The organism is Sphingobium sp. WCS2017Hpa-17, from assembly GCF_031843765.1.
Classification (GTDB): Bacteria; Pseudomonadota; Alphaproteobacteria; order Sphingomonadales; family Sphingomonadaceae; genus Sphingobium.
The window spans coordinates 33,443-54,703 of sequence record NZ_JAVTIV010000014.1; the positions used below are offsets into that span (position 1 = coordinate 33,443).

19 protein-coding genes are annotated in these 21,261 nt (G+C 64.0%); 11 read left to right on the top strand and 8 right to left on the bottom strand.

The window, feature by feature from the left end; all coding sequences use genetic code 11:
- The first annotated feature begins 139 nt into the window (after positions 1–139).
- The gene (locus RQH62_RS17315; protein WP_311269973.1) at positions 140–2,257 is read left to right on the top strand and encodes a PBP1A family penicillin-binding protein; all 2,118 of its coding nucleotides are present in this window, start codon (positions 140–142) and stop codon (positions 2,255–2,257) included.
- 55 nt (positions 2,258–2,312) lie between these two features.
- Here RQH62_RS17315 and RQH62_RS17320 read toward each other — a convergent pair whose 3' ends face one another.
- Complete coding sequence (locus RQH62_RS17320; protein WP_311269974.1) at positions 2,313–2,576, bottom strand: hypothetical protein; 264 nt, start codon at positions 2,574–2,576, stop codon at positions 2,313–2,315.
- A gap of 212 nt (positions 2,577–2,788) precedes the next feature.
- Positions 2,789–3,805, bottom strand: coding sequence for an aspartyl protease family protein (locus tag RQH62_RS17325; RefSeq protein WP_311269975.1), 1,017 nt, complete (start codon positions 3,803–3,805; stop codon positions 2,789–2,791).
- Positions 3,806–4,070: 265 nt separating this feature from the next.
- Here RQH62_RS17325 and rho point away from each other — a divergent pair, with 265 nt between their 5' ends.
- From rho to RQH62_RS17340, 3 genes are all read left to right on the top strand, one after another.
- Positions 4,071–5,327, top strand: a complete 1,257-nt coding sequence (gene rho, locus RQH62_RS17330; RefSeq protein WP_311269976.1) for a transcription termination factor Rho — start codon at positions 4,071–4,073, stop codon at positions 5,325–5,327.
- Positions 5,328–5,439: 112 nt separating this feature from the next.
- Complete coding sequence (locus tag RQH62_RS17335; protein WP_311269977.1) at positions 5,440–6,162, top strand: YjbE family putative metal transport protein; 723 nt, start codon at positions 5,440–5,442, stop codon at positions 6,160–6,162.
- A 159-nt stretch (positions 6,163–6,321) separates the two neighbouring features.
- Positions 6,322–7,224, top strand: coding sequence for a class I SAM-dependent methyltransferase (locus tag RQH62_RS17340; RefSeq protein ID WP_311269978.1), 903 nt, complete (start codon positions 6,322–6,324; stop codon positions 7,222–7,224).
- A 49-nt stretch (positions 7,225–7,273) separates the two neighbouring features.
- Here RQH62_RS17340 and RQH62_RS17345 read toward each other — a convergent pair whose 3' ends face one another.
- A complete protein-coding gene (locus RQH62_RS17345; protein WP_311269979.1) occupies positions 7,274–8,242 on the bottom strand; it encodes a quinone oxidoreductase in 969 nt (322 codons plus the stop codon).
- Positions 8,242–8,937, bottom strand: a complete 696-nt coding sequence (locus RQH62_RS17350) for a dienelactone hydrolase family protein (RefSeq protein WP_311269980.1) — start codon at positions 8,935–8,937, stop codon at positions 8,242–8,244. Before RQH62_RS17350 ends, RQH62_RS17345 begins: the two co-directional genes overlap by 1 nt.
- A gap of 154 nt (positions 8,938–9,091) precedes the next feature.
- Between RQH62_RS17350 and RQH62_RS17355 the strand changes: the two genes are divergently transcribed.
- The 7 genes from RQH62_RS17355 to pepN all read left to right on the top strand — a co-directional run bounded on the left by RQH62_RS17355 (position 9,092) and on the right by pepN (position 17,620).
- Positions 9,092–9,343 carry a DUF6489 family protein gene (locus RQH62_RS17355; RefSeq protein ID WP_311269981.1) on the top strand — a complete coding sequence of 84 codons (252 nt, stop codon included), beginning with the start codon at positions 9,092–9,094 and terminating at the stop codon, positions 9,341–9,343.
- 6 nt (positions 9,344–9,349) lie between these two features.
- Positions 9,350–10,642, top strand: a complete 1,293-nt coding sequence (mnmE, locus tag RQH62_RS17360) for a tRNA uridine-5-carboxymethylaminomethyl(34) synthesis GTPase MnmE (RefSeq protein ID WP_311269982.1) — start codon at positions 9,350–9,352, stop codon at positions 10,640–10,642.
- Between the two features lie 68 nt (positions 10,643–10,710).
- A complete protein-coding gene (gene mnmG, locus RQH62_RS17365; protein ID WP_311269983.1) occupies positions 10,711–12,561 on the top strand; it encodes a tRNA uridine-5-carboxymethylaminomethyl(34) synthesis enzyme MnmG in 1,851 nt (616 codons plus the stop codon).
- Entirely contained in the window at positions 12,558–13,202 is a 645-nt protein-coding gene (gene rsmG / locus RQH62_RS17370) for a 16S rRNA (guanine(527)-N(7))-methyltransferase RsmG (RefSeq protein WP_311269984.1), read from the top strand. Before mnmG ends, rsmG begins: the two co-directional genes overlap by 4 nt.
- Entirely contained in the window at positions 13,199–13,981 is a 783-nt protein-coding gene (locus RQH62_RS17375) for a ParA family protein (protein ID WP_184268483.1), read from the top strand. The genes rsmG and RQH62_RS17375 overlap by 4 nt, the downstream gene beginning before the upstream one ends.
- The gene (locus RQH62_RS17380; protein WP_311269985.1) at positions 13,978–14,913 is read left to right on the top strand and encodes a ParB/RepB/Spo0J family partition protein; all 936 of its coding nucleotides are present in this window, start codon (positions 13,978–13,980) and stop codon (positions 14,911–14,913) included. Before RQH62_RS17375 ends, RQH62_RS17380 begins: the two co-directional genes overlap by 4 nt.
- Positions 14,914–15,019: 106 nt before the next feature.
- A complete protein-coding gene (gene pepN, locus RQH62_RS17385; RefSeq protein WP_311269986.1) occupies positions 15,020–17,620 on the top strand; it encodes an aminopeptidase N in 2,601 nt (866 codons plus the stop codon).
- Between the two features lie 45 nt (positions 17,621–17,665).
- Here pepN and RQH62_RS17390 read toward each other — a convergent pair whose 3' ends face one another.
- Genes RQH62_RS17390 through RQH62_RS17405 form a run of 4 tightly spaced genes read right to left on the bottom strand, consistent with a single transcriptional unit; the run spans position 17,666 to position 21,254 of the window.
- A complete protein-coding gene (locus RQH62_RS17390) occupies positions 17,666–18,277 on the bottom strand; it encodes an ABC-type transport auxiliary lipoprotein family protein (RefSeq protein WP_311270052.1) in 612 nt (203 codons plus the stop codon).
- Positions 18,278–18,291: 14 nt separating this feature from the next.
- The gene (locus RQH62_RS17395; protein WP_311269987.1) at positions 18,292–19,254 is read right to left on the bottom strand and encodes an MlaD family protein; all 963 of its coding nucleotides are present in this window, start codon (positions 19,252–19,254) and stop codon (positions 18,292–18,294) included.
- A gap of 3 nt (positions 19,255–19,257) precedes the next feature.
- Positions 19,258–20,145: an ABC transporter ATP-binding protein gene (locus RQH62_RS17400; RefSeq protein ID WP_311269988.1), complete on the bottom strand. Its 888-nt coding sequence runs from the start codon at positions 20,143–20,145 to the stop codon at positions 19,258–19,260.
- Complete coding sequence (locus tag RQH62_RS17405) at positions 20,145–21,254, bottom strand: ABC transporter permease (protein ID WP_311269989.1); 1,110 nt, start codon at positions 21,252–21,254, stop codon at positions 20,145–20,147. Before RQH62_RS17405 ends, RQH62_RS17400 begins: the two co-directional genes overlap by 1 nt.
- Between the last annotated feature and the right edge of the window lie 7 nt (positions 21,255–21,261).

Below are 21,261 nucleotides of genomic sequence, written 5' to 3' on the forward strand. Positions count from 1 at the left end.
CTGCATCAGGACTGCACGATGCCCGTTCATCCCCGGTAAAGCGCCATTCGCCATGGACGGCGCGACGGTCTTTTTCCGCGCCGGTTGCATGATTTGCGCTGGCCGGGGCCGGGATTAGCGCGTATCCGGGGCGGCACAGATGGCAGGATCAGGCAAGAAGAAGAGCGCGCCGCGTGGCCGCGCGAAGACATGGGCGCTGCGCGGGCTGAAGATCGGCCTTGCCGCGGCGGTCGCGGGATTGTTGGCGATCGTGATCGCGGTGGTGATCGCGATGCAGTCGCTGCCCGATTATAGCAGCCTGAAATCCTCTCCCAACGGCCAGATGATCCGCGTCCATGCCGCCGATGGCAGCGTGATCGTGTCGCTTGGGCCGAGTTTCGGCCAATGGTTGAGCTACGACCAGATTCCCGAGGTCATGGTCGATGCCATGGTTTCGACCGAGGATCGCCGCTTCTATCTGCATCCCGGTGTCGATCCGATCGGCATGGCCCGCGCCGCCTGGGTCGCGGTGGAACGGCGCGGTACTGGCCGCCGCTGGCAGGGCGCATCGACCATCACCCAGCAGGTGACGCGCAACATCTTCCTCAACAACAGCTATAGTTTCGGCCGCAAGATCCGCGAAATGGTGCTGGCGCTGGCGCTGGAGCGCAAATTCTCCAAGCGGCAGATCCTCGAACTCTACCTGAACAAGGTCTATTTCGGCGGCGGCGCCTATGGCATCGACGCGGCCAGCCGCAAATTTTTCGGCCATCCCGCCACCTCGCTCGACCTGCCCGAAGCGGCGATCATCGCCGGTCTGGTGAAGGCGCCGTCCAGCTATTCGCCCACCGCCGACGCCGATGCCGCGATCGGCCGCGCCGGCGTGGTGCTGGACCTGATGCAGGAAAATGACGCCATTTCCGCATCGCAACGCGCCGGCGCCGACCTGTCCAGTGTCAAGATGGCCCCCGAGCCGCCACAGAACAGCGTGCGTTACTTCACCGACTGGGCGCTGCCACAGCTCGACCTGCTGATCGACGAGCCGAATGAGCCGCTGGAAGTCTATACTACGATCGACCTGGGCATGCAGAATGCCGCCACGGCCGCGATCAAGGCCAATGTCCCCGGCGGCACGCAGGGCGCGCTGGTCAGCCTGGACCGCGACGGCGCGGTGCGGGCGATGGTCGGCGGCCTGGACTATGTGACGTCCAACTATAATCGCGCCACCACCGCGACGCGCCAGCCCGGTTCCGCCTGGAAGATCTTCGTCTATATGGCGGCGCTGGAGGCGGGCTATACCCCGGACACCGGCGTCACCGACGAACCGGTGACGATCAACGGCTGGAGCCCACGCAACGCCAATGGCCGCTTTGCCGGTGACATCGACATCCGCACCGCCTTTGCCTATTCGATCAACACGGTCGCGGCGAAACTGGGCGTGGAGGTCGGCTTCCCGACCGTCGCCGACATGGCCCGCCGTTTTGGCGTCACGACGCCGGTCAACACCCATCCTTCGATGGTGCTGGGCACGTCGGACGTGCGGCTGATCGACATGACCCGCGCCGCCGCCTCGATCGCGCGCAAGGGCATTGCCGTGACGCCCTATGGCATCACCAAGGTGACGACGGCCGATGGCCGCATGCTTTACCAGCATCAGGACGATACCAGCCGCGTGCTGGTAGCCCCCTGGGTTGCGGCGGGCATGACCGACCTGATGCAGACGGCGGTGTCGACCGGCACGGGTAAGGCCGCGCAGATCGGTCGCCCGGTGGCGGGCAAGACCGGCACGACGTCCAGCAACAAGGATGGCTATTTCCTGGGCTTTTCCAGCGGCATCACCACCGGCGTCTGGATGGGTCGCGACGATGCCAAGACGGTCGGCGGGCTGCAGGGCGGTCGCGCGCCTGCACGGGCCTTTGCCGACTATATGAAGGTGGCGGTGGCGAAGCGCCCGGTGGAGCAGTTCGAGACGCAGGTGACATTGCCCGAATGGCAGTTGGAGCCTGACGAGGAGGCCTATTATGGCAGCCCGGACAACGGCACGGGCGGCATGGATGGCGGCATGATGGTCGATGAAAATGGCCTGCCGATCCAGCGACAGCGGCCTTCCTCCTCGTCCAATGAGGATAGTGACGATCAGCAAATGGAGGTCGATCCGGAGGATCGCCCGCAACCGCCGCGTATCGACCAGCAGTGGATCGACAATGTGCTGGGCCGCGATCGTCAGCGCCAACAGCAACAACAACAGCCGTCAACCCGACCTTCCACCAACCCCTGATCGGCCCGGCTGGACCGATAGGGAAGGGGATGGAAAGCCGGGCCTGCGCAGCGCATCAGCGGCGGGCCAGCTGAACGGCGGGCTTGCTGTGGTTGATGGTCAGCCCATTCTGCGCCCATTCGCTCTTCGAACGGCACTGCGCCATCGGGACGATGGTGCTGGGTAGCGTCTGCCGGATGCAATAGCGGTCGGTCTTCGCGTCATAGCGCACCTTGGCGGCGGTGATACCGCTCTGTTCCTGGGCAAAAGCGGGGGTGGCAGCGGCCGAAACGGCGACGGTGGCAGCGACGATGGCGGCGGCGAAAGCGATGGTCTTCATGGTCTTGGTCCTTCCCTGAAATCTCTGTGATGACCCGTCGTGGATCATGCCAAAGACATTGCAGGGGTCGTGCCAGTTTCAGAAAAGCCACGGGAATCGGGGATTTTGATTTATATCAGCCATTTTATATCCGGAATATTTCCAACTATGTGGCAATAAATCCCGATTAGTAAGGATCGGTTCATCCATTGTGGAGGTGCGTGCCAAAATTCTTAGCCCTTGGCGCGATCATTCACTGCCCAGCGGGTCGGCTGCGCGGCGCTGGCATCGGGCAGGAGGAAGTCCACCTTGCCCCGGCCGAAGTCGATCGCCACCCGATCGAACACTTTCAGCGCGCTGATCCCCAGCAGCAGCGCCGGCTTGTCCTGCAAACCCAGCTCGGCGAAGGGGCTGGCATCGGCAAACAGCACCGGCACCTCGATCAGGTTGACGCGCCCCATCCGCACGCCCTTGATCCGCGCGACTTGGCCCGTCAGCGTCCCGCCGGTGACGCTGGTCAGCGTCGCTTCCAGCATTGCCGGCGCGCGCTTCTTCGCCAGCAGCTTGTCGCGCAGCGCCAGATTGCCGATGCTGAATACGCTGCCCGTATCCAGCATGACATTGACCCGCATGCCATTCACCTCGGAATCGAGCAGGATCAGCTGGCCACGCTTGCGCCGCGCTTCGACCACGATCGTATCGGGATCGACCGCCAGGCGCCGGTTCGCACCACTGCTGGCAATCTCCATCCGTCCGGTGCGGAAATTCAGCGTCACCCGCTTGGCATGCAAACTGTCCAGCCCCAGCAAGCCGGCCGCGCCCAGATTTTCGCCCTCCAGCACCGGCGCCTCTATATCGTCGATCGTGCCCGCGCCAAAGCCGAGCCGCGGCACCGCGACCGTCTGCGCTTCCGACCGCCCGGTCATGCTGAGGATGGTGACATTGGCGCGCGGCGCCAGCGCCAGCTTCTGCGCCAGATCGCGGGCAATCACCGTGCGTTGCGATCCGGTGTCGATGATGAAGTTCCACGGCCCCTTGCCGTCGATCGAAATGGGGATGGTGACGCGGTCGTCCAGCGGCGGACCGGTTTGCACGATGGCGGGCTGCACATCCGGGTCGAGAGAGGGCAGGGCTGCGGATGGTATCGGCGCGGCCTGATCCTGCGCAGCGAGAGGCGCGCCGCCGGTCACAAGCCCGATGCCCAGCAGGGCCGTCAAGGAGACAGCCAGAAAAACCGGGCGCCGTCCCATATCCTCATCCTTCCATTTTATGCTGCGCTTATATCATGGATGGCCATCATCGCGCCAGCGCCACCACCCGACCCGCATCGGGGCCAAAAAGGCGATTTTCCGCTGCTATCCGCGCCTGTCCTGCCTTGACTAAAGGCCTTTGCAATCGTTAAACGCCAGACAACTCATCCCGTCCGTCCGGAGCGGGACTCGATCGGCATCCTGTCCGGTTCCTTCCTTCCTTTTCCGGCCTCACATTCCTCCTCTCTCCATCGGACCGATTCGCATGCACTTAAAGGACCTCAAGAAGACCGTTCCTGCCGACCTCGTCACCATGGCGGAGGAACTGGGCGTCGAAAGCGCATCGACGCTGCGCAAGCAGGACCTGATGTTCGCGATCCTCAAGGCCGAGGCGGAAAATGGCGAGCAGATCATGGGCGAAGGCACGATCGAAGTGCTGCCCGACGGCTTCGGCTTCCTGCGCAGCCCGGAAGCCAATTTTCTGGCCGGCCCCGACGACATCTATGTGTCGCCCAACCAGGTCCGCAAATTCGGCCTGCGCACCGGCGACACGGTCGAAGGCGAAATCCGCGCGCCCAAGGATGGCGAGCGCTATTTCGCGCTGACCAAGCTGACCACCGTCAATTTCGACGATCCCGATGTCGTCCGTCACCGCGTCAATTTCGACAATCTGACGCCGCTCTATCCCGAACAGAAGCTGACGCTCGATCCGGGCGACCCGACCCAGAAGGACAAGTCGGCCCGCGTCATCGACATCGTATCGCCGCAGGGCAAGGGCCAGCGTACCCTGATCGTCGCGCCGCCCCGCGTCGGCAAGACGGTGATGCTCCAGAATATCGCCAAGGCGATCACCGACAATCATCCCGAAGTCTTCCTGATCGTCCTGCTGATCGACGAGCGGCCGGAAGAAGTCACCGACATGCAGCGCAGCGTGAAGGGGGAGGTCGTGTCCTCCACCTTCGACGAGCCCGCCACCCGTCACGTTCAGGTCGCCGAAATGGTGATCGAAAAGGCCAAGCGCCTGGTCGAGCACAAGAAGGATGTCGTCATCCTGCTCGACTCGATCACCCGCCTCGGCCGCGCCTACAACACCGTCGTCCCCTCGTCGGGCAAGGTGCTGACCGGCGGTGTGGACGCCAACGCGCTCCAGCGCCCCAAGCGCTTCTTCGGCGCCGCGCGTAACATTGAGGAAGGCGGTTCGCTTTCCATCATCGCCACCGCGCTGATCGACACCGGCAGCCGCATGGACGAAGTCATTTTCGAAGAGTTCAAGGGCACCGGCAACTCGGAAATCGTGCTGGACCGCAAGGTCGCGGACAAGCGCATCTTCCCGGCGCTGGATGTCGGCAAGTCCGGCACCCGCAAGGAAGAGTTGCTTGTCGACAAGCCCAAGCTCAGCAAGATGTGGGTGCTGCGTCGCATCCTGATGCAGATGGGCACGGTCGACGCCATGGAGTTCCTGCTGGACAAGATGAAGGACAGCAAGACCAACGAAGATTTCTTCGATTCCATGAACCAGTAAGCGATGCGGCGACCGCGCCGGTCGCCATGCGCACAGCGGTTATTTGCCATTGGAGCCGGGCCATATATGGTCCGGCTTTCTTCTTAGCTTCAGTCAGGGACGTCAGGCCGCCATGTTCGACCTTCTCGCCACCGCCGCTTCGGCTGCTCAGGGGCTCGGCTCGCCCGCCGATATCTGGCAGCATATCATCAATGATTTCAGCAATATCACATCGCCATCTGCCTTGTCTGCGTTCGTGCAGGTATTGATGATCGACGTGCTGCTGGCGGGCGACAATGCCATCGTCGTCGGTGCGCTGGCGGCGGGCCTGCCGGCCGATCAGCGCAAGAAGGTGATCCTGATCGGTATCATCGCCGCGCTGGTCCTACGCATCGCCTTCGCCCTGGTGGTCAGCCAGTTGATGCAGATTGTCGGTCTGATCCTGGCGGGTGGCCTGCTGCTGCTTTGGGTCAGCTGGAAGATGTGGCGCGAACTGCACCCGGCGCGCGGCGCGGACACGCCCGACGATCCAAGCGACGATGATGTGTCGGGCCTGCGCCCGGCCAAGAGCTTCGCCGCCGCCGCCTGGGCCGTCGCCGTGGCCGACGTGTCGATGAGCCTGGACAATGTGCTGGCGGTGGCCGGCGCGGCCCGCGACCATCCCGGCATCCTGATGATCGGTCTGGTCCTGTCGGTCGCGCTCATGGGGATCGCCGCAAATGTCATCGCCCATTATATCGAGCGTTTCCGCTGGATCGCCTATATCGGCCTTGCGGTCATCCTCTATGTCGCGGTCAAGATGATCTATGACGGCTTTGTCGACCAGCAGGTCGGTATCCTGACTCTGTTCAGCTGACCGCCAAGCCTGCAACCAGAGGCACGATGGGGCATGATCCGGACCGGATCATGCCCCATTTTCTTTTCCGGCCGATCGACGCAGACGCCCATGCTAGCTGCTTGTTATCGTTCGACTTGCCCGCTAGCGTCGGCCCGCTCTGCACGAGAGGGGGAATATATGGCCGACCTGGCCCAGATCTACGATCAGATGCGGGCAAGCCCGATGAACGACTGGGTGGGCGGTTCCGACCCCGAACTGGTGGGGGACGCCTGCATCGCCATCCTGACCCGGCTGCTGCCGCTGGGCGGCCAGTCGCGCATTCTGGATTTCGGCTGCGGCATCGGTCGCGGGCTGGTGTCACTGCACAAGGCCGGGGTCCGGCCGCAGCAACTGGTCGGTATGGACATCATGCCGCCGGTCATCGACTTTTGCGACCAGCATATCGCGCCCCATCTGCCGAACACGCAGTTCGAACTGGTAGAGGGCGCGAACGATCATTATGATCGCTTCATCGAACAGCGCGAGCGCAAGACGACCGCGGCCCTGACCGATACCTATCGCGATAATTTCACAGATGCCTATGCCTTTTCGGTGTTCACCCACCTGACCCAGGCCGATTTTCAGCTGATGCTGAACTTCGTCTCTTCCATGCTGAAGCCGGGCGGGCGGTTCATGTTCACCTGCTTCGAGCTGAATGAATTTTCTCGCCATATGGTGCTGGCCGGTCAGGCGATCTTTCCGCTTGATCGCCAGCGTATGTATGACGCGGGCGATGTCTTCATCGCCAATCCGGACGATCCGCTGGCCTTCATCGCCTTCGACACCAACCTGATCCGGCAGATGGTGTGGCAGGCCGGCATGGCCGTGACCAAGGTCAGCTATGGCTGCTGGATGGGCGGGGGCATGGGTGACGGGTTGCAGGATGCGATCGTCTGCACCAAATTGCCGGCGCTCAAATCTGTCGATGATGTGCAGATGACGCCGCTGGTCCATCGCGAACCCGGCGCCCGGCCTGATGCCCGCCCGGACCGGCCGGCTTCACCGCTCAAGAAACTACTCCGCCACTGGACGGGACGATAAAAGGACAAGAGCCGCCATGACGCATCATGGCGGTCCTTTTTGATTACGATCAGGGCAGAAGGATCGTCGTCCCCGTTGTCTGCCGTGCCTCCAGCGCCCGATGCGCCTCTGCGGCATCGGTCAGCGCGAAGCGCTGGCCGATCACCGCTTTCACCACGCCGCGCCGCATCCGGTCGAACAGCCGGTCGGCGGTGTGGGCCAGATCCTGCGCCGTGGCGATATAATCGAACAAAGTGGGCCGCGTCACATAGAGCGATCCGCCCCGGCTGAGGTCCAGCAGGCTGACCGGCGGCACCGCGCCCGACGCATTGCCATAGCTGACCATCATGCCGCGCCGCTTCAGGCTGGCGAGCGAAGCGCCCCAACTGTCCTTGCCGACGCCGTCATAGACGACATCCACGCCCGCGCCGTCCGTCAACTCGCGCACACGCGCCGCCAAATCGTCGAACGGGCCATGCAGGCTGTGATCCGCCACGACCGACGCCGCTTTTTCGGCCGATCCGCAATGGGCGATGACGATCACGCCCTTGTCGCGCAGCCAGGGCACCAGCACCGATCCGACACCGCCGGCCGCCGCATGGACGAGCGCGACCTGACCGGCCTTCAGCGGCATGATATCCTCGGCCAGATAGCAGGCCGTCATGCCCTTGAGCATCATGGCCGCCGCATCCTGCGTCGACACGCCATCGGGAATGCGGACCACCCGGTCCGCCGGCACGATCCGGTGCGTGGCATAGGCACCAAGCCCGCTGGCGCAGCCCACCTTGTCCCCGACCGCCAGACCGGACACGCCGGGGCCAACGGCGGCGATCACGCCGGCACCCTCCGACCCCAATGGGGTGGGCAGGGGGGCCGGATAAAGGCCGGTGCGATAATAGGTGTCGATGAAGTTCAGGCCGACCGCATCCTGCGCGATCAGCACTTCGCCTTCACCCGGTTCGCCCGGATCGAACTCCTCGCGCGCGATCACCTCCGGCCCGCCATGACTGCCGGCGACCATCCGCCATGCGCCGCTCATCAGGCGAGCGCCTGCGCGAAGAAGTCAGCCGTGCGCCCATCGGCCAGTTCCGCGCCGGCTTCGTCGCGGCGATTGCCCATCTCTGCGGCAAAGCCATGGTCCAGCCCCTCATAGTCGAACAGCGTGACGTGGCGGTTGTCGGCCAGCCCTTCATGCATCGCCTTTTGCGCATCAGGCAGGACGAAATGATCTGCGGTCGGCACATGCAACAGCACCGGCTTGCCGATCGCATGCTGTTCGTTCAGCAAGCCGTCGATGCCGACACCATAATAGCCGACAAAGGCATCGCCATCGGTGCGGCATGCGGCCATGAAGGCGAGCCGTCCGCCCAGGCAATAGCCGACCAGTCCGACCGTCTCCGCGCCGGCGGCGCGTGCCGCCTTGATCGTCGCTTCGATATCGCGAATGCCCTGATCCTGGTTGAACTTGGGCATGTCATCCAGCGCCTGCTGCATTTCCGCCGGTACATCGGGGTCCAGTTCGATGTGCGGCTTCAGCCGCCAGAACAGGTCGGGGGCATAGGCGACATAGCCGGCCTTAGCCCAGCTATCGCATTTGCGACGGATACCTTCATTCACGCCGAAAATTTCCTGGATGACGATGATCGCTGCCTTCGCCGTTCCTTCGGGTTGCGCCACATAGGCGTCGAACGTGCCGTCGCCGTCCAACGTGCTGATCGGGGTGAAATCGCCCATGCCGATATCCTTTTTTATGGAAAGATAGGGCGCATATTGGCCGTTCCGATGCCGGGTGCAACCGCTCGCTGCGTTTAAAAATTTGCCTTATCGCTGCCATTTGCGGCATGACGGCGCGACCGCGATCAATCGGCCGACAGGGAAGGGCAGGGACATGAAGGTAACCGTCGATGTGGACTGCACGCCTGCCGAAGCCCGCGCCTTTCTGGGCCTGCCCGACGTGACACCCATCCATGACAAATATATCAAGACCATGCTGGACGGCTTCGACGGCATTGGCAGCGCCGAACAGATGGAAACCCTGTTCAAGAGCTTCTCGCCCATGGGCGACGCCGGCATGCGCCTGTTCCAGCAGATGATGAATATGGGCCTGGCGGGCATGTCCGGAAGTAGCGACAAGAAATAAGCCCTTATGTCTGCGCGCGACGGCGACACCATTTTCGCGTTGTCGAGCGGCGCGCCGCCGGCGGGCATTGCGGTCATTCGGGTAAGCGGGCCGCAGGCCGGTGCTGCGCTTCGTGCGCTGGCGCGCCGCCTGCCGACGCCGCGCACCGCCAGCCTTGCCTTGCTCAAAGACCCGCGTGACGACACCCCGCTCGACCGCGCGCTGCTGCTGTGGCTGCCCGGTCCCGCCACGGTGACGGGCGAAGACATGGCTGAACTCCATTGCCATGGCGGCCGTGCCGTCGTCTCCGCCGTCGAGGACGCGCTGGGTATCATGCCCGGCCTGCGCCGTGCCGAGGCCGGTGAATTCACCCGGCGAGCCTTCGCCCATGGCCGGATGGACCTGAACGCGGTGGAGGGCCTGTCCGATCTGCTCGCCGCCGAGACTCAGGGCCAGCGCCGCGCCGCACTGTTGATGGCGGAGGGACATTTTTCCCGTCGCATCGACGACTGGCGCCGGCGCCTGCTCGACCTCAGCGCCATGGCCGAAGCGGCGCTCGATTTCTCCGATGAAGATGATGTGCCCGATGCCGCGATCGAGCAACGGATCGGCGAGGGGATTGCCACGCTGGCGCAGGATGTCGCCACCATCCTCGCCGCGCCATCAGCGGAGCGTCTGCGCGACGGTGTGCGGGTCGTGCTGGCCGGACCACCCAATGCCGGCAAGTCCACTCTGCTGAACGCGCTGGTCGGGCGCGAAGCCGCGATCGTCTCCGACATTGCCGGCACCACCCGCGACCGGATCGAAGTACCGGCTGCGATCGGTGGCACCGCTTTCCTCTTCACCGATACTGCTGGCCTGCGGGAAGAGACAGGCGACGCGATCGAGGCCATAGGCATCGACCGCGCCCGCGCCGCGCTAGACGCGGCCGACATCATCCTGTGGCTGGGCGACCCCGCCGACCTGCCACGTGCGGATGCCGTCCTGGTCGCTGCGCAAAGCGATCGTATCGATACCGAACGCATCGGCCTGTCGCTGTCGGCCCGCACCGGCGCAGGGATGAATGCGCTTATCGACATGCTCCGCACACGTGCAGCCGCACTGCTGCCGGGGGAGGGCGACTATGCCCTGCATGCACGACAGAGACAGCGAGTTGGACAGCTGAACGAGCATCTTCACGCCGCTGGCGCGACCAGCGACCTGCTCGTCATTGCCGAAGATTTACGGCTCGCCCGCAATAGCATCGACGCGCTGACCGGGCAGGCCAGCACGGAGGATATGCTGGACCGTCTTTTTTCGGGCTTTTGCATCGGCAAATAGAGATTGTTCCACGTGGAACGTGGCCCATCCCCCTTAACCTGCCCCCTCCTTTCTGGTAAGGGCGCCGCATGCGAACAAGCTATGATGTGATCGTGGTCGGTGGCGGCCATGCCGGCTGCGAGGCAGCAGCGGCAGCAGCACGCAAGGGTGCGTCGGTAGCCTTGCTGACCTTTGCCCGCGAAACGGTTGGCGCCATGTCCTGCAATCCCGCGATTGGCGGACTGGGCAAGGGCCATCTGGTCCGCGAGGCCGATGCGCTGGACGGACTGATCGCGCGCGCCGCCGATGCCGCCGCCATCCATTATCGCATGCTCAACAGCAGCAAGGGCGCCGCCGTGCAGGGGCCGCGCGTGCAGGCGGATCGCAAACGCTACCGCGCCGCCATCCACCAGATGCTCGACGCGCAAGCCGGACTGGAAATTGTCGAGGGCGAAGCGGATCATCTGCTGGTCGAGAAGGGCGAAATTATCGGCATCGGGCTGGCCGATGGCCGCACGCTGCAAGCGCCGGCCATTGTGCTGGCGACCGGCACCTTCCTTGGCGGCAAGCTTTTCCGCGGCGACGAGCGCGAAACCGGTGGCCGGATCGGTGAGCGCGCCGCCAGCGCGCTGGGTATCCAGTTACGTGACCTCGGCTTGCCGATCGCCCGGCTCAAGACCGGCACGCCGCCGCGCCTCGACGGGCGCACGATCGACTGGGCTGCACTCGAAACCCAACCATCGGACGGGGAGGGCTGGACCATGTCGCCACTCTCCGCCGGCCGCATCCTGCCACAGCTTGATTGCGCCATCACCCGCACCAATGATGCGACCCATGCTATCATCCGCGACGGCCTTGGCCGCTCGCCTCTGTTCAGCGGTGCGATCGAGGGGCGGGGGCCGCGTTATTGCCCGTCGATCGAGGACAAGGTGCTACGCTTTGGCGATCGCGACGGGCATCAGATTTTCCTGGAGCCGGAAGGGCTGGACGATCCGCTCGTCTACCCCAACGGTATCAGCACGTCGCTGCCGACCGATGTGCAGCTTGCCATGGTACGCTCCATGCCCGGCTTGGCGCAGGTCGAGATTGCCGTGCCCGGCTATGCCGTCGAATATGACCATGTCGATCCGCGCGCGCTCGATTCCACGCTGGAGGTGCGTCAACTGCCCGGCCTGTTCTGCGCCGGCCAGATCAACGGTACCACCGGCTATGAGGAAGCTGCCGCGCAGGGCTTGATCGCCGGCATCAATGCCGCTGCCCGCGCCCGTAATGAGGCGCCGCTGATCCTCGACCGCGCCAGTTCCTACATCGGCGTGATGATCGACGATCTCGTTCTTCAGGGCGTGACCGAACCCTATCGCATGCTGACCGCTCGCGCCGAATATCGCCTGCGCCTGCGCGCCGACAATGCCGAGACGCGGCTGGGGCCGATCGGTCTTGCGCATGGCGTGATCGGTCTGGATCGCGCCGCGCGACTGACCGAGCGGCAGGCGTTGCGCGTGCAGATTGACGCAGAATTAGACAAGCCGATGACCGCCAGCGAAATGGCGCGCGCGGGTGCCGCCGTGCGACAGGATGGCGCGCGCCGCAGCCTGTTCGAATGGGCGCGCTTCCCCGAGGTCGATCGGGCCCTGATTTGCGATCTCGCCCCGACGCTGCGCGACGCACCCACCGACCTGCGCGACGAAATATTGGAGGACGCCCATTATGCGCCCTATCTCCAGCGGCAGGATGCGGAGATCGCCGAATTGCGCCGTAACGAACGGGTCATCATTCCTGCCGATTTTGATTTTCAGACCATTGGGGGTCTTTCCACCGAAATGATCGAGCGACTGAATGCCGCCCGCCCGGATACGCTGGCTGCCGCCAGCCGCATTCGCGGCATAACCCCTGCGGCGCTGGCCGCTATCCTTGTCCATGTCCGCCGGGTGGCGGCGTGACCGAGGACGAAGCGCGGGGCTGGTTGCAGGCGCAGTTCGATGTTTCACGTGAAACATGGGATCTGCTGGAACGCTATGTCGCGATCCTGCTGTCGGCCTCCGACGAGCAGAATCTGATCGCAGAGTCGACCAAAGCCCATATCTGGATGCGACATATCGTGGATTCGGCGCAATTGCTGAACCATGCGGGTGATGATGACGGACGCGACTGGATCGACCTGGGATCGGGCGCCGGCCTGCCCGGCATCGTCATCGCCTGTCTGGTCGATCGCCCCTTGATGATGGTCGAATCCCGCCGCAAGCGGATCGACTTTCTCAACGACGTCATCACCGATCTCGGCCTCGGCAACGCCCGCATCTTCGGCGGGCGGGTCGAGACAGTGCCGGCGACCAAAGCGGCCGTCATCAGCGCGCGTGCCTATGCGCCCTTGCCCAAGCTGCTCGCGTCGGCGCTGCACCTGTCCGATAAAAAGACCGTCTGGGTGCTGCCAAAAGGGCGAAATGCGCAAAATGAACTGGAGGCGGCGCGTCCGGCATGGCAAGGTGTGTTTCACGTGGAACCGAGTGTAACGGACGCCGATAGCGCCCTGATCATCGCTCGGGGCCTCACACCCGCTGGCAAGAAGAAAGGTCGCCCATGATCCGTATCGCCATCGCCAACCAGAAGGGTGGGGTGGGCAAGACCACGACCGCGATCAATCTTGCGACCGGTCTGGCCGCTACCGGGCTTCGGGTGCTGCTGGTCGATCTCGATCCACAGGGCAATGCGTCGACGGGTCTGGGTATTGGGCAGGCCGAACGCGCCCAGTCCAGCTATGACCTGCTGGTCGGCAATTGCGCGCTGGACGACACGATCGTCACCACCCGCGTGCCCAAGCTCGACCTCGTCCCGGCGACACAGGATCTATCGGGCGCGGAAATCGAACTGATCGAATATGAAGAGCGCACCCACCGGCTCGCGCGCGTGCTGGATGAAGCGCAGCCGGGTCGCTGGGACATTTGCCTGATCGACTGCCCGCCCTCGCTCGGCCTGTTGACGATCAACGCCATGGTTGCCGCGCAATCGCTGCTCGTCCCGCTGCAATGCGAATTTTTCGCGCTGGAGGGGCTGTCTCAATTGCTCCAGACGGTCGAACGCATACGTGGCCGGTTCAACCCCGGCCTGTCGATCATGGGCGTGGCGCTGACCATGTATGATCGCCGTAACCGCCTGACCGATCAGGTGGCGGACGATGTCCGGGCGTGTCTGGGCGACCTTGTCTTCTCGACCGTCATTCCCCGCAATGTGCGCCTGTCCGAAGCACCCAGCCATGGCGTGCCCGCCCTTATCTACGACTTCCGCTGCTCGGGATCGGAAGCCTATATGCGTCTGGCGCGTGAACTGATCGCACGCCTGCCCCGACAGGAGGTTGCCGCTTGAGCGACGAAACGACTGACAAGCCCAAGACTGCCAAGCGTCCCCATGGCCTGGGCCGGGGCCTGTCCGCCCTGCTGGGTGATGCCACCCGCGAAGAACCGGTTGCCGCCACCAATCCGCCTGCCAATGGCAAGGCCGTGCAGAGCATCGAGGTCGCGCTGATCCAGCCGCACCCGGAGCAGCCGCGCCGCCATTTCGACGAAGGCGCGTTGCAGGAACTGGCCGACAGTATCGCCAAGCGCGGCGTGATCCAGCCGATCATCGTGCGTCCCCATGGCGGCGGGTTCCAGATCATCGCCGGCGAACGCCGCTGGCGCGCGTCACAGCGGGCGCAATTGCATCGCATCCCCGCGATCGTCCGTGATTTTGACGAGCAGGAAACGCTCGAAATCGCGCTGATCGAAAATATCCAGCGCGAAGATCTGAATCCGATCGAAGAAGCGGAAGCCTATCGTAAGCTGATCGCCGAATTTCATCACAGCCAGGAAGCACTGGGCCGGATCGTCGGCAAATCACGCAGCCATGTGGCCAATCTGATGCGCCTGCTGGAACTGCCCAAGACGGTGCAGCAACAGGTGATGGAAAGCCGGATCAGCATGGGCCATGCACGCGCCCTGATCGGCCTGCCCGATTCCGAAAAGCTGGCGCGCCAGATCGAGGAAAAGGGCCTGTCGGTCCGCGACACCGAACAGATGGTTCGGCGCGTCAAGACTGGCGTGGAAGCGCCCGCGGCGAAGCGCAGCGGCAGCACCAGTCCTATCAGTGACAAAGATCCGGACATCGCCGCATTGGAGCAGCATCTGGCCGACATATTGGGCCTTAAGGTCGAGATCGCCCATGAAGGCGGATCGGCCGGTGGTCATCTGTCGCTGCGCTATTCCAATCTCGACCAGTTGGACATGCTGTGCCAGCGCCTGTCGGGCGAGCGCATCTGAATATGGGCATCGCCATTGCGCATGCAGCGCAGCAATGACGATGCCCATGGCCGCTCTGCCGCAACTACCACTGGCCTTTTGCCCCCTCGCTCCCTAGCTTGGGGGCATGGCCGACATGCTTTCCACCACCGCCGCAGCGCCCACCGTCATTCGCCGGCAGGACTATCGTCCGCCGGACTGGCTGGTCCCCGATATCGCGCTCGACTTCGATCTTGATCCTGCGCGCACGATCGTTCGCACGGCTCTCTCTGTCACGCGCAATGGCGATCATGACCGGCCGCTGCGGCTGGATGGCGACGGCATCGTCCCGCTGGCGGTCTGCGTCGATGGGCGCCAGCTGACACAGGAGGAATGGCATCTGGAGGCCGGCGCGCTCATCATCGCGCTACCCGATACCGCCCATAAGGTCGAAACGCTGGTGGAGCTCGCACCGGAGGGCAACAGCAAGCTGATGGGCCTTTATGCCAGTGGCGGCCTGCTCTGCACCCAATGCGAGGCGGAGGGCTTCCGCCGCATCACCTTCTTTCCCGACCGACCCGATGTGCTGTCACGCTACAGCGTCCGCATGGAGGCAGACAAGGCACGCTTTCCGGTGCTGCTCGCCAATGGCGATCCGACCGAACAGGGCGACCTGCCCGACGGCCGTCACTGGGCCCGCTGGAACGACCCTTTCCCCAAGCCCTGCTATCTGTTCGCGCTGGTCGCCGGCGACCTGTCCTGCAACGCCGACCGCTTCGTGACGATGAGCGGGCGCGAAGTCGCGCTCGGTATCTGGGTCAGGGAAGCCGATGTACCCCGGACCGCGCATGCGATGGAAGCGCTCAAGAACAGCATGGCCTGGGACGAGCGCGTCTATGGCCGCGAATATGATCTGGACGTGTTCAACATCGTCGCCGTCGCCGACTTCAATTTCGGTGCGATGGAGAATAAGGGCCTCAACATCTTCAATTCGCGCTACATATTGGCCGACCCTGAAACCGCGACCGACATCGACTATGACGGCGTCGAAGGGGTGGTGGCGCATGAATATTTCCACAACTGGTCGGGTAATCGTGTCACGTGCCGCGACTGGTTCCAGCTGAGCCTGAAGGAAGGCTTCACCGTTTTCCGCGACCAGAATTTCTCCGCCGACATGGGCAGCCATGCGGTCAAGCGGATCGAGGATGTCCGTATCCTGCGCGCTGGACAGTTTCAGGAGGATAGCGGGCCGCTGGCGCATCCGGTGCGGCCAGAATCCTATATGGAAATCAGCAACTTCTACACGGCGACCATCTATAACAAGGGCGCCGAACTGATCCGGATGATGGCGCAGATGATGGGACCAGAGCGGTTCCGTGCCGGCACCGACCTCTATTTCGATCGCCATGATGGCGAGGCCGCAACCTGCGAGGATTTCGTGCTGGCGATGGAGGAGGGCGGGGCCATCGACCTCAGCCAGTTCCGCCGCTGGTATGCACAGGCCGGCACGCCCCATGTCCGCGCGCTCCTCAGCCATGATCCCGTCAGCCAGAGCGTAGAACTGATGCTGGAGCAGAGCGTCCCACCGACACCGGGCCAGAGCGACAAGCAGGTGATGGCAATCCCGCTGCGCACCGCTTTGTTCGATCCCGCAACCGGTACGCATGGCGGCGACGAACTGCTGATGCTGACGGACGCCAAGCAGAGCTTCACTTTCCCCGGCTTCCCCAGCGCACCGATTTTGTCGATCAACCGCGGCTTCTCTGCGCCGGTGATCGTGGAAACCAACCGCAGCCAGGCCGATCTCGCCTTCCTGTCGGCGCATGACGATGATCCTTTCACCCGCTATGAGGCGATGCAGCAGTTGATGGTCAATGTGCTGGTCGGCCGTATCGCCGGGCAAGCGGTGGATGACGCACCGGTCATCGAGGCCGTGCGCAATACCATCACCGATGCCGCGCTCGACCCCGCCTTCATTGCCGAGGCCATCCGCCTGCCGAGCGAAGCCTATCTGGGCGACCAGATGCGCGTCGTCGATCCCGACGCGATCCACGCCGCACGCGATGCCCTGCAACAGAAGATCGGCGCGGAACTGGAGCCGCTCTGGCGCGACATCCATGCCAGGACGAAGGCCAATGCCTTTGCCCTGTCACCCTCCGCCAAGGGCGCGCGCAAGCTGCGCAATGTGGCGCTCCATTATCTGGTGGCGTCTGGCGTGAGTGATGGCCCGGCCATCGCCTTCGACCAGTTCGACGCGGCCGACAATATGACCGAACGGCAGGCGGCACTCGGTACGCTCGCCAATGGCACCAGCGCGGAACGCGAAGCCGCGCTCGATATCTTCTACAATCGCTATCGGGACGATGCCCTGACGCTCGACAAGTGGTTCCAGACGCAGGCCTTCGCCTTCTATCCGGACACCGTCGAACTGGTCGCGCAACTGGGCGAGCATAAGGATTTCACCCTGGCCAATCCCAACCGGGTGCGGTCGCTGTTCGGCGCCTTCGCGGCCAATCAATGGGCGTTCCACCATGTATCGGGCAAGGGTTATCGCCTGCTGGCCGACTGCATTATCGCACTCGACAAGCTGAATCCGCAGACCGCCGCGAAGCTGGTGCCGCCGCTCGGCCGCTGGAAACGCTTCGAAGACAGCCGCGCTGCGCTCATGCGCGCGGAACTGCAACGCATCCTCGCCCAGCCCGGCCTGTCCAAGGACGTGACAGAGCAAGCGGGGAAGAGCCTGGAATAAAGGAAAAAGGCCGGTCGCTTCATCGAAAGCGACCGGCCTTTTTGATCAATCCTTGACCGCTGCGGCCCAGGCCGCGACGTCCGCCGCCACCTTGTTAGCCGCGGCATTAAGCGGCGCACCCACGGTGGTAGATTCGATCTTGCCGCTCACCGGCGCGCTGGCGGTGAAGCGCTGGCGGGCGAGCGCCACGCCATTGGGGGTGGTCAGCACCGCATCATAGGTGACGATCGCGCTATGGCTCGCCTCGTCCACGGTGAAAGCAACCAGTTCGCCGCCCAACCGCTGCCCGCCGTCGCCGGAAAACTGCCCGGCATCCAGCACCACCCGGTCGGTGGTCGCGGTGATCGTCTCCGCCAGCAGCCGGCGGAACAGGTGACGCGGCGTATCGGCCCATTGCACCTTGGTTACATAGGCCACGCTGGTCGGCCCCAATTGCACCGGCACGCGCACCGTATCCAGCATCTTGGGCGCATCGGGATCGGCCACGATCAGCGTGCGTCCACCGCCCGCCACGCGCCCGGCACCAGCCGGCACCTTCTGCACGGCGTCGAGCGTCAGCAGCTGTGCCGGCGGCTTGGCGCCGATAGAAACGCAGCCCGACAGCAGCAGGCCAGCGGTCAGTGCGGCCAGCGCACCCTTATGTTTCACATGGAACATGGTCCGCACCTCTCTCAATTCTTGTAATCCGGCAGCTTGGGCGATCCGACCAGCGATCCGGCGCCCTGCTGGTCCAGCTTTTCCGCGACACCGCGGAAGGAGCGTGACATTTCGCGCAGGTCATGCACCAGCTGGTTGACCTCCGGCATGGTCTGGGTGCTGAACTGCTTCACGCCCGGCTGTGCCTCACCGATGGTCTTGTCCAGCGTCTCGATGCTGCGGGTCGCCGCCTGCACGCTCTTGCGCAGGTCGCCCATCAGCGGCCGGCCTTCCTCGTTGAGCATCGTGTCGGTGGTTGCGGCCAGCTTGCCGATCTGCTCGACGGCGACACCGGTCCGCTGCACCGCGATCCGCGCTTCGGCCAGCGTGGCGGCGATTTCGGGGCTGCGATCGGCCAGAGCGCCCGACACCTTCTCCACATTGGCCAATATGCCGGCGATCGACTGCTGATTCTTGTCGTTCAGCAATTCGGTCAGTCGCTCGGTCAGGGTCGACAGCCGCTCCAGCAACTGCGGCGCGTTGTTGAGCAGTTCGCCCAGCGCACCCGGCTTGGTCGGAATCACCGGCACGCCATCGGGGCAGGCGGCCAGCACATTGTCGGCGGGGCAGGCGATTGGCGGGGCGCCCTTGACCGCGCCGTCCAGCACCACTTCGCTGACGCCGGTAAAGCCTACGCCCGCGATGGTCGCGGTCGTACCCTGCAACACCGGCGTGCCGTCCTTCACCGAAATGCGGACCTTCACGAAGCTGGGATCACGCTTCCACAATTCGATCTTCTCGACCTTGCCCGACGGGACGCCGGAATAATTGACGCTCGACCCCTTCGCCAGGCCGTTGACCGACTGTTTGAAGAAGATGTCATATTCCTTGTTCTCGCCATCCGACAGGCGCGAGAACCAGAAGGCGGCGGCCATGATCGCGGCCAGCAGCAACAGCGTGACTGCGCCCACCAGCACATGGTTGGAGCGGGTTTCCATATCCTATCGCCTTCCGTCCGGCGGGCCATCAGCCGCCTGCTTCTTCTGTTCCCGGTCCTTTTCGCGCGACACCGCCGCCGTGGCGGCCCGGCCACGCGGACCATTGAAATATTCCTGAATCCAGGGGTGATCGGTTGCCAGCAATTCGTCGATCGTGCCGACCGCCGTCACTTTTTTGTCCGCCAGCACCGCCACCCTGTCACAGATGGAATAGAGCGTATCGAGATCATGGGTGATCAGGAAGACGGTCAGCCCCAGCGTCTGCTGCAACTTGCGCGTCATCTCATCGAACGCCGCCGCGCCGATCGGGTCGAGGCCGGCCGTCGGTTCGTCGAGAAACAACAGGTCCGGGTCCAGTGCCAAGGCACGGGCCAGACCCGCGCGCTTCTTCATGCCGCCCGACAGTTCGGACGGATATTTGGGGCCGGCCTCGGTCGGCAACCCGGTCATGCGAATCTTGTAGGCCGCGATCTCATCGCGCAGTTGTGAACCGATATTGGGATAATATTCCCGGATCGGCACTTCAACATTCTCGGCCACGGTCAGGGTCGAAAAGAGCGCACCGCCCTGAAACAGCACGCCCCAGCGCTTGCGGATCGCCAGCGCTTCGTCATCCGACCGGCCGACCATGGATTCGCCGAAGACCTGAATCTCGCCTTCATCAGGCGTCTGAAGGCCGATGATCGTGCGCATCAGCACAGACTTGCCGGTGCCGGACCCGCCGACCACGCCCAATATCTCGCCCTTGCGCACGTGCAGGTCCAGGCCTTCATGGATGACCTGATCGCCGAAACTGTTGCGCAGCCCACGCACCGAAATGGCGATGTCGCCGCGTTCGACGGCTTCGTCGACGCGCCGTTCCTCGGCCTGGATGATCTCTTCCTCGCTCATCAGTTCCACCCTACCCAGGTGAAGAAGACCGCGAAGAAAGCGTCGATGACGATGACCAGGAAGATCGCCTGCACCACGGCAGCCGTGGTCCGCAAGCCGACTTCCTCGGCATTGCCCTTGACCTGCATGCCTTGGAAACAGCCCGACAGGGCGATGATGATGCCGAAGACCGGCGCCTTGATCAGGCCCACCCACAGGTCGGTGATCGGCACCACTTCGCGCAGTCGCTGGACGAAGGTGATGGGCGGAATTTCCAGCGCGACCGCGCAGAGGAACCCGCCGCCAATCACCGCCATCACCGATGCGTAGAAACCCAGCAACGGCATCATGACCACCACCGCCAGCGTGCGGGGCAGCACCAGCGCCTCCATCGGCGACACGCCGATCGTGCGCATGGCGTCGACCTCCTCGGTCAGCTTCATCGTGCCCAATTGCGCGGCGAAGGCGGAGCCGGAGCGGCCCGCGACCATGATCGCGGTCATCAGCACGCCCAGTTCGCGGAAGGTGAGGCGGCCGACCAGATTGATCGTCAGCATCTCCATGCCGAACTGGCGCAACTGGACGGAGCCTTGCTGCGCAATGACGATGCCGATCAGGAAACTCATCAGGCCGATAATGCCCAGCGCCGACACGCCAACCACCTCGAACCGCTGTACCACGGCATTAAGACGGAACCGATGGGGGTGGCGGATGACGCTCCATGTCGCGACTAGGGTGGCGCCGAAGAAGCCAAGCAGCCCCATCAGCGTCGCACCCGACGCGCAGACCGCCTCGCCGATCTGGCCGACGACGCGACGCAGCGGATGAACATGGTCGGGCCGGATCGACACCGGCTCGTCCAGTTCGCCCACGGCATGGATCAGGCGGCCGGCATCCTCGCTGGCCCCGCTAATCTCACAGTTCAGGCGTTTGACGGCCCGGTGGATGGTCCAGGCACCGATCGTGTCCATATGATCGACCTGCGACAGGTCGATGGCGGACACCGGTCTCTGCACGGCATCCAGCCGGTCGGGCAGGTCGCCCAGACAGGCGATGGCAAGCGATCCGGAAAGTCGAACCACATTGCTGCCGTCGCGATTTTCCTCGGCAAGATCGGCGGCTTTGTTCATGCGATGG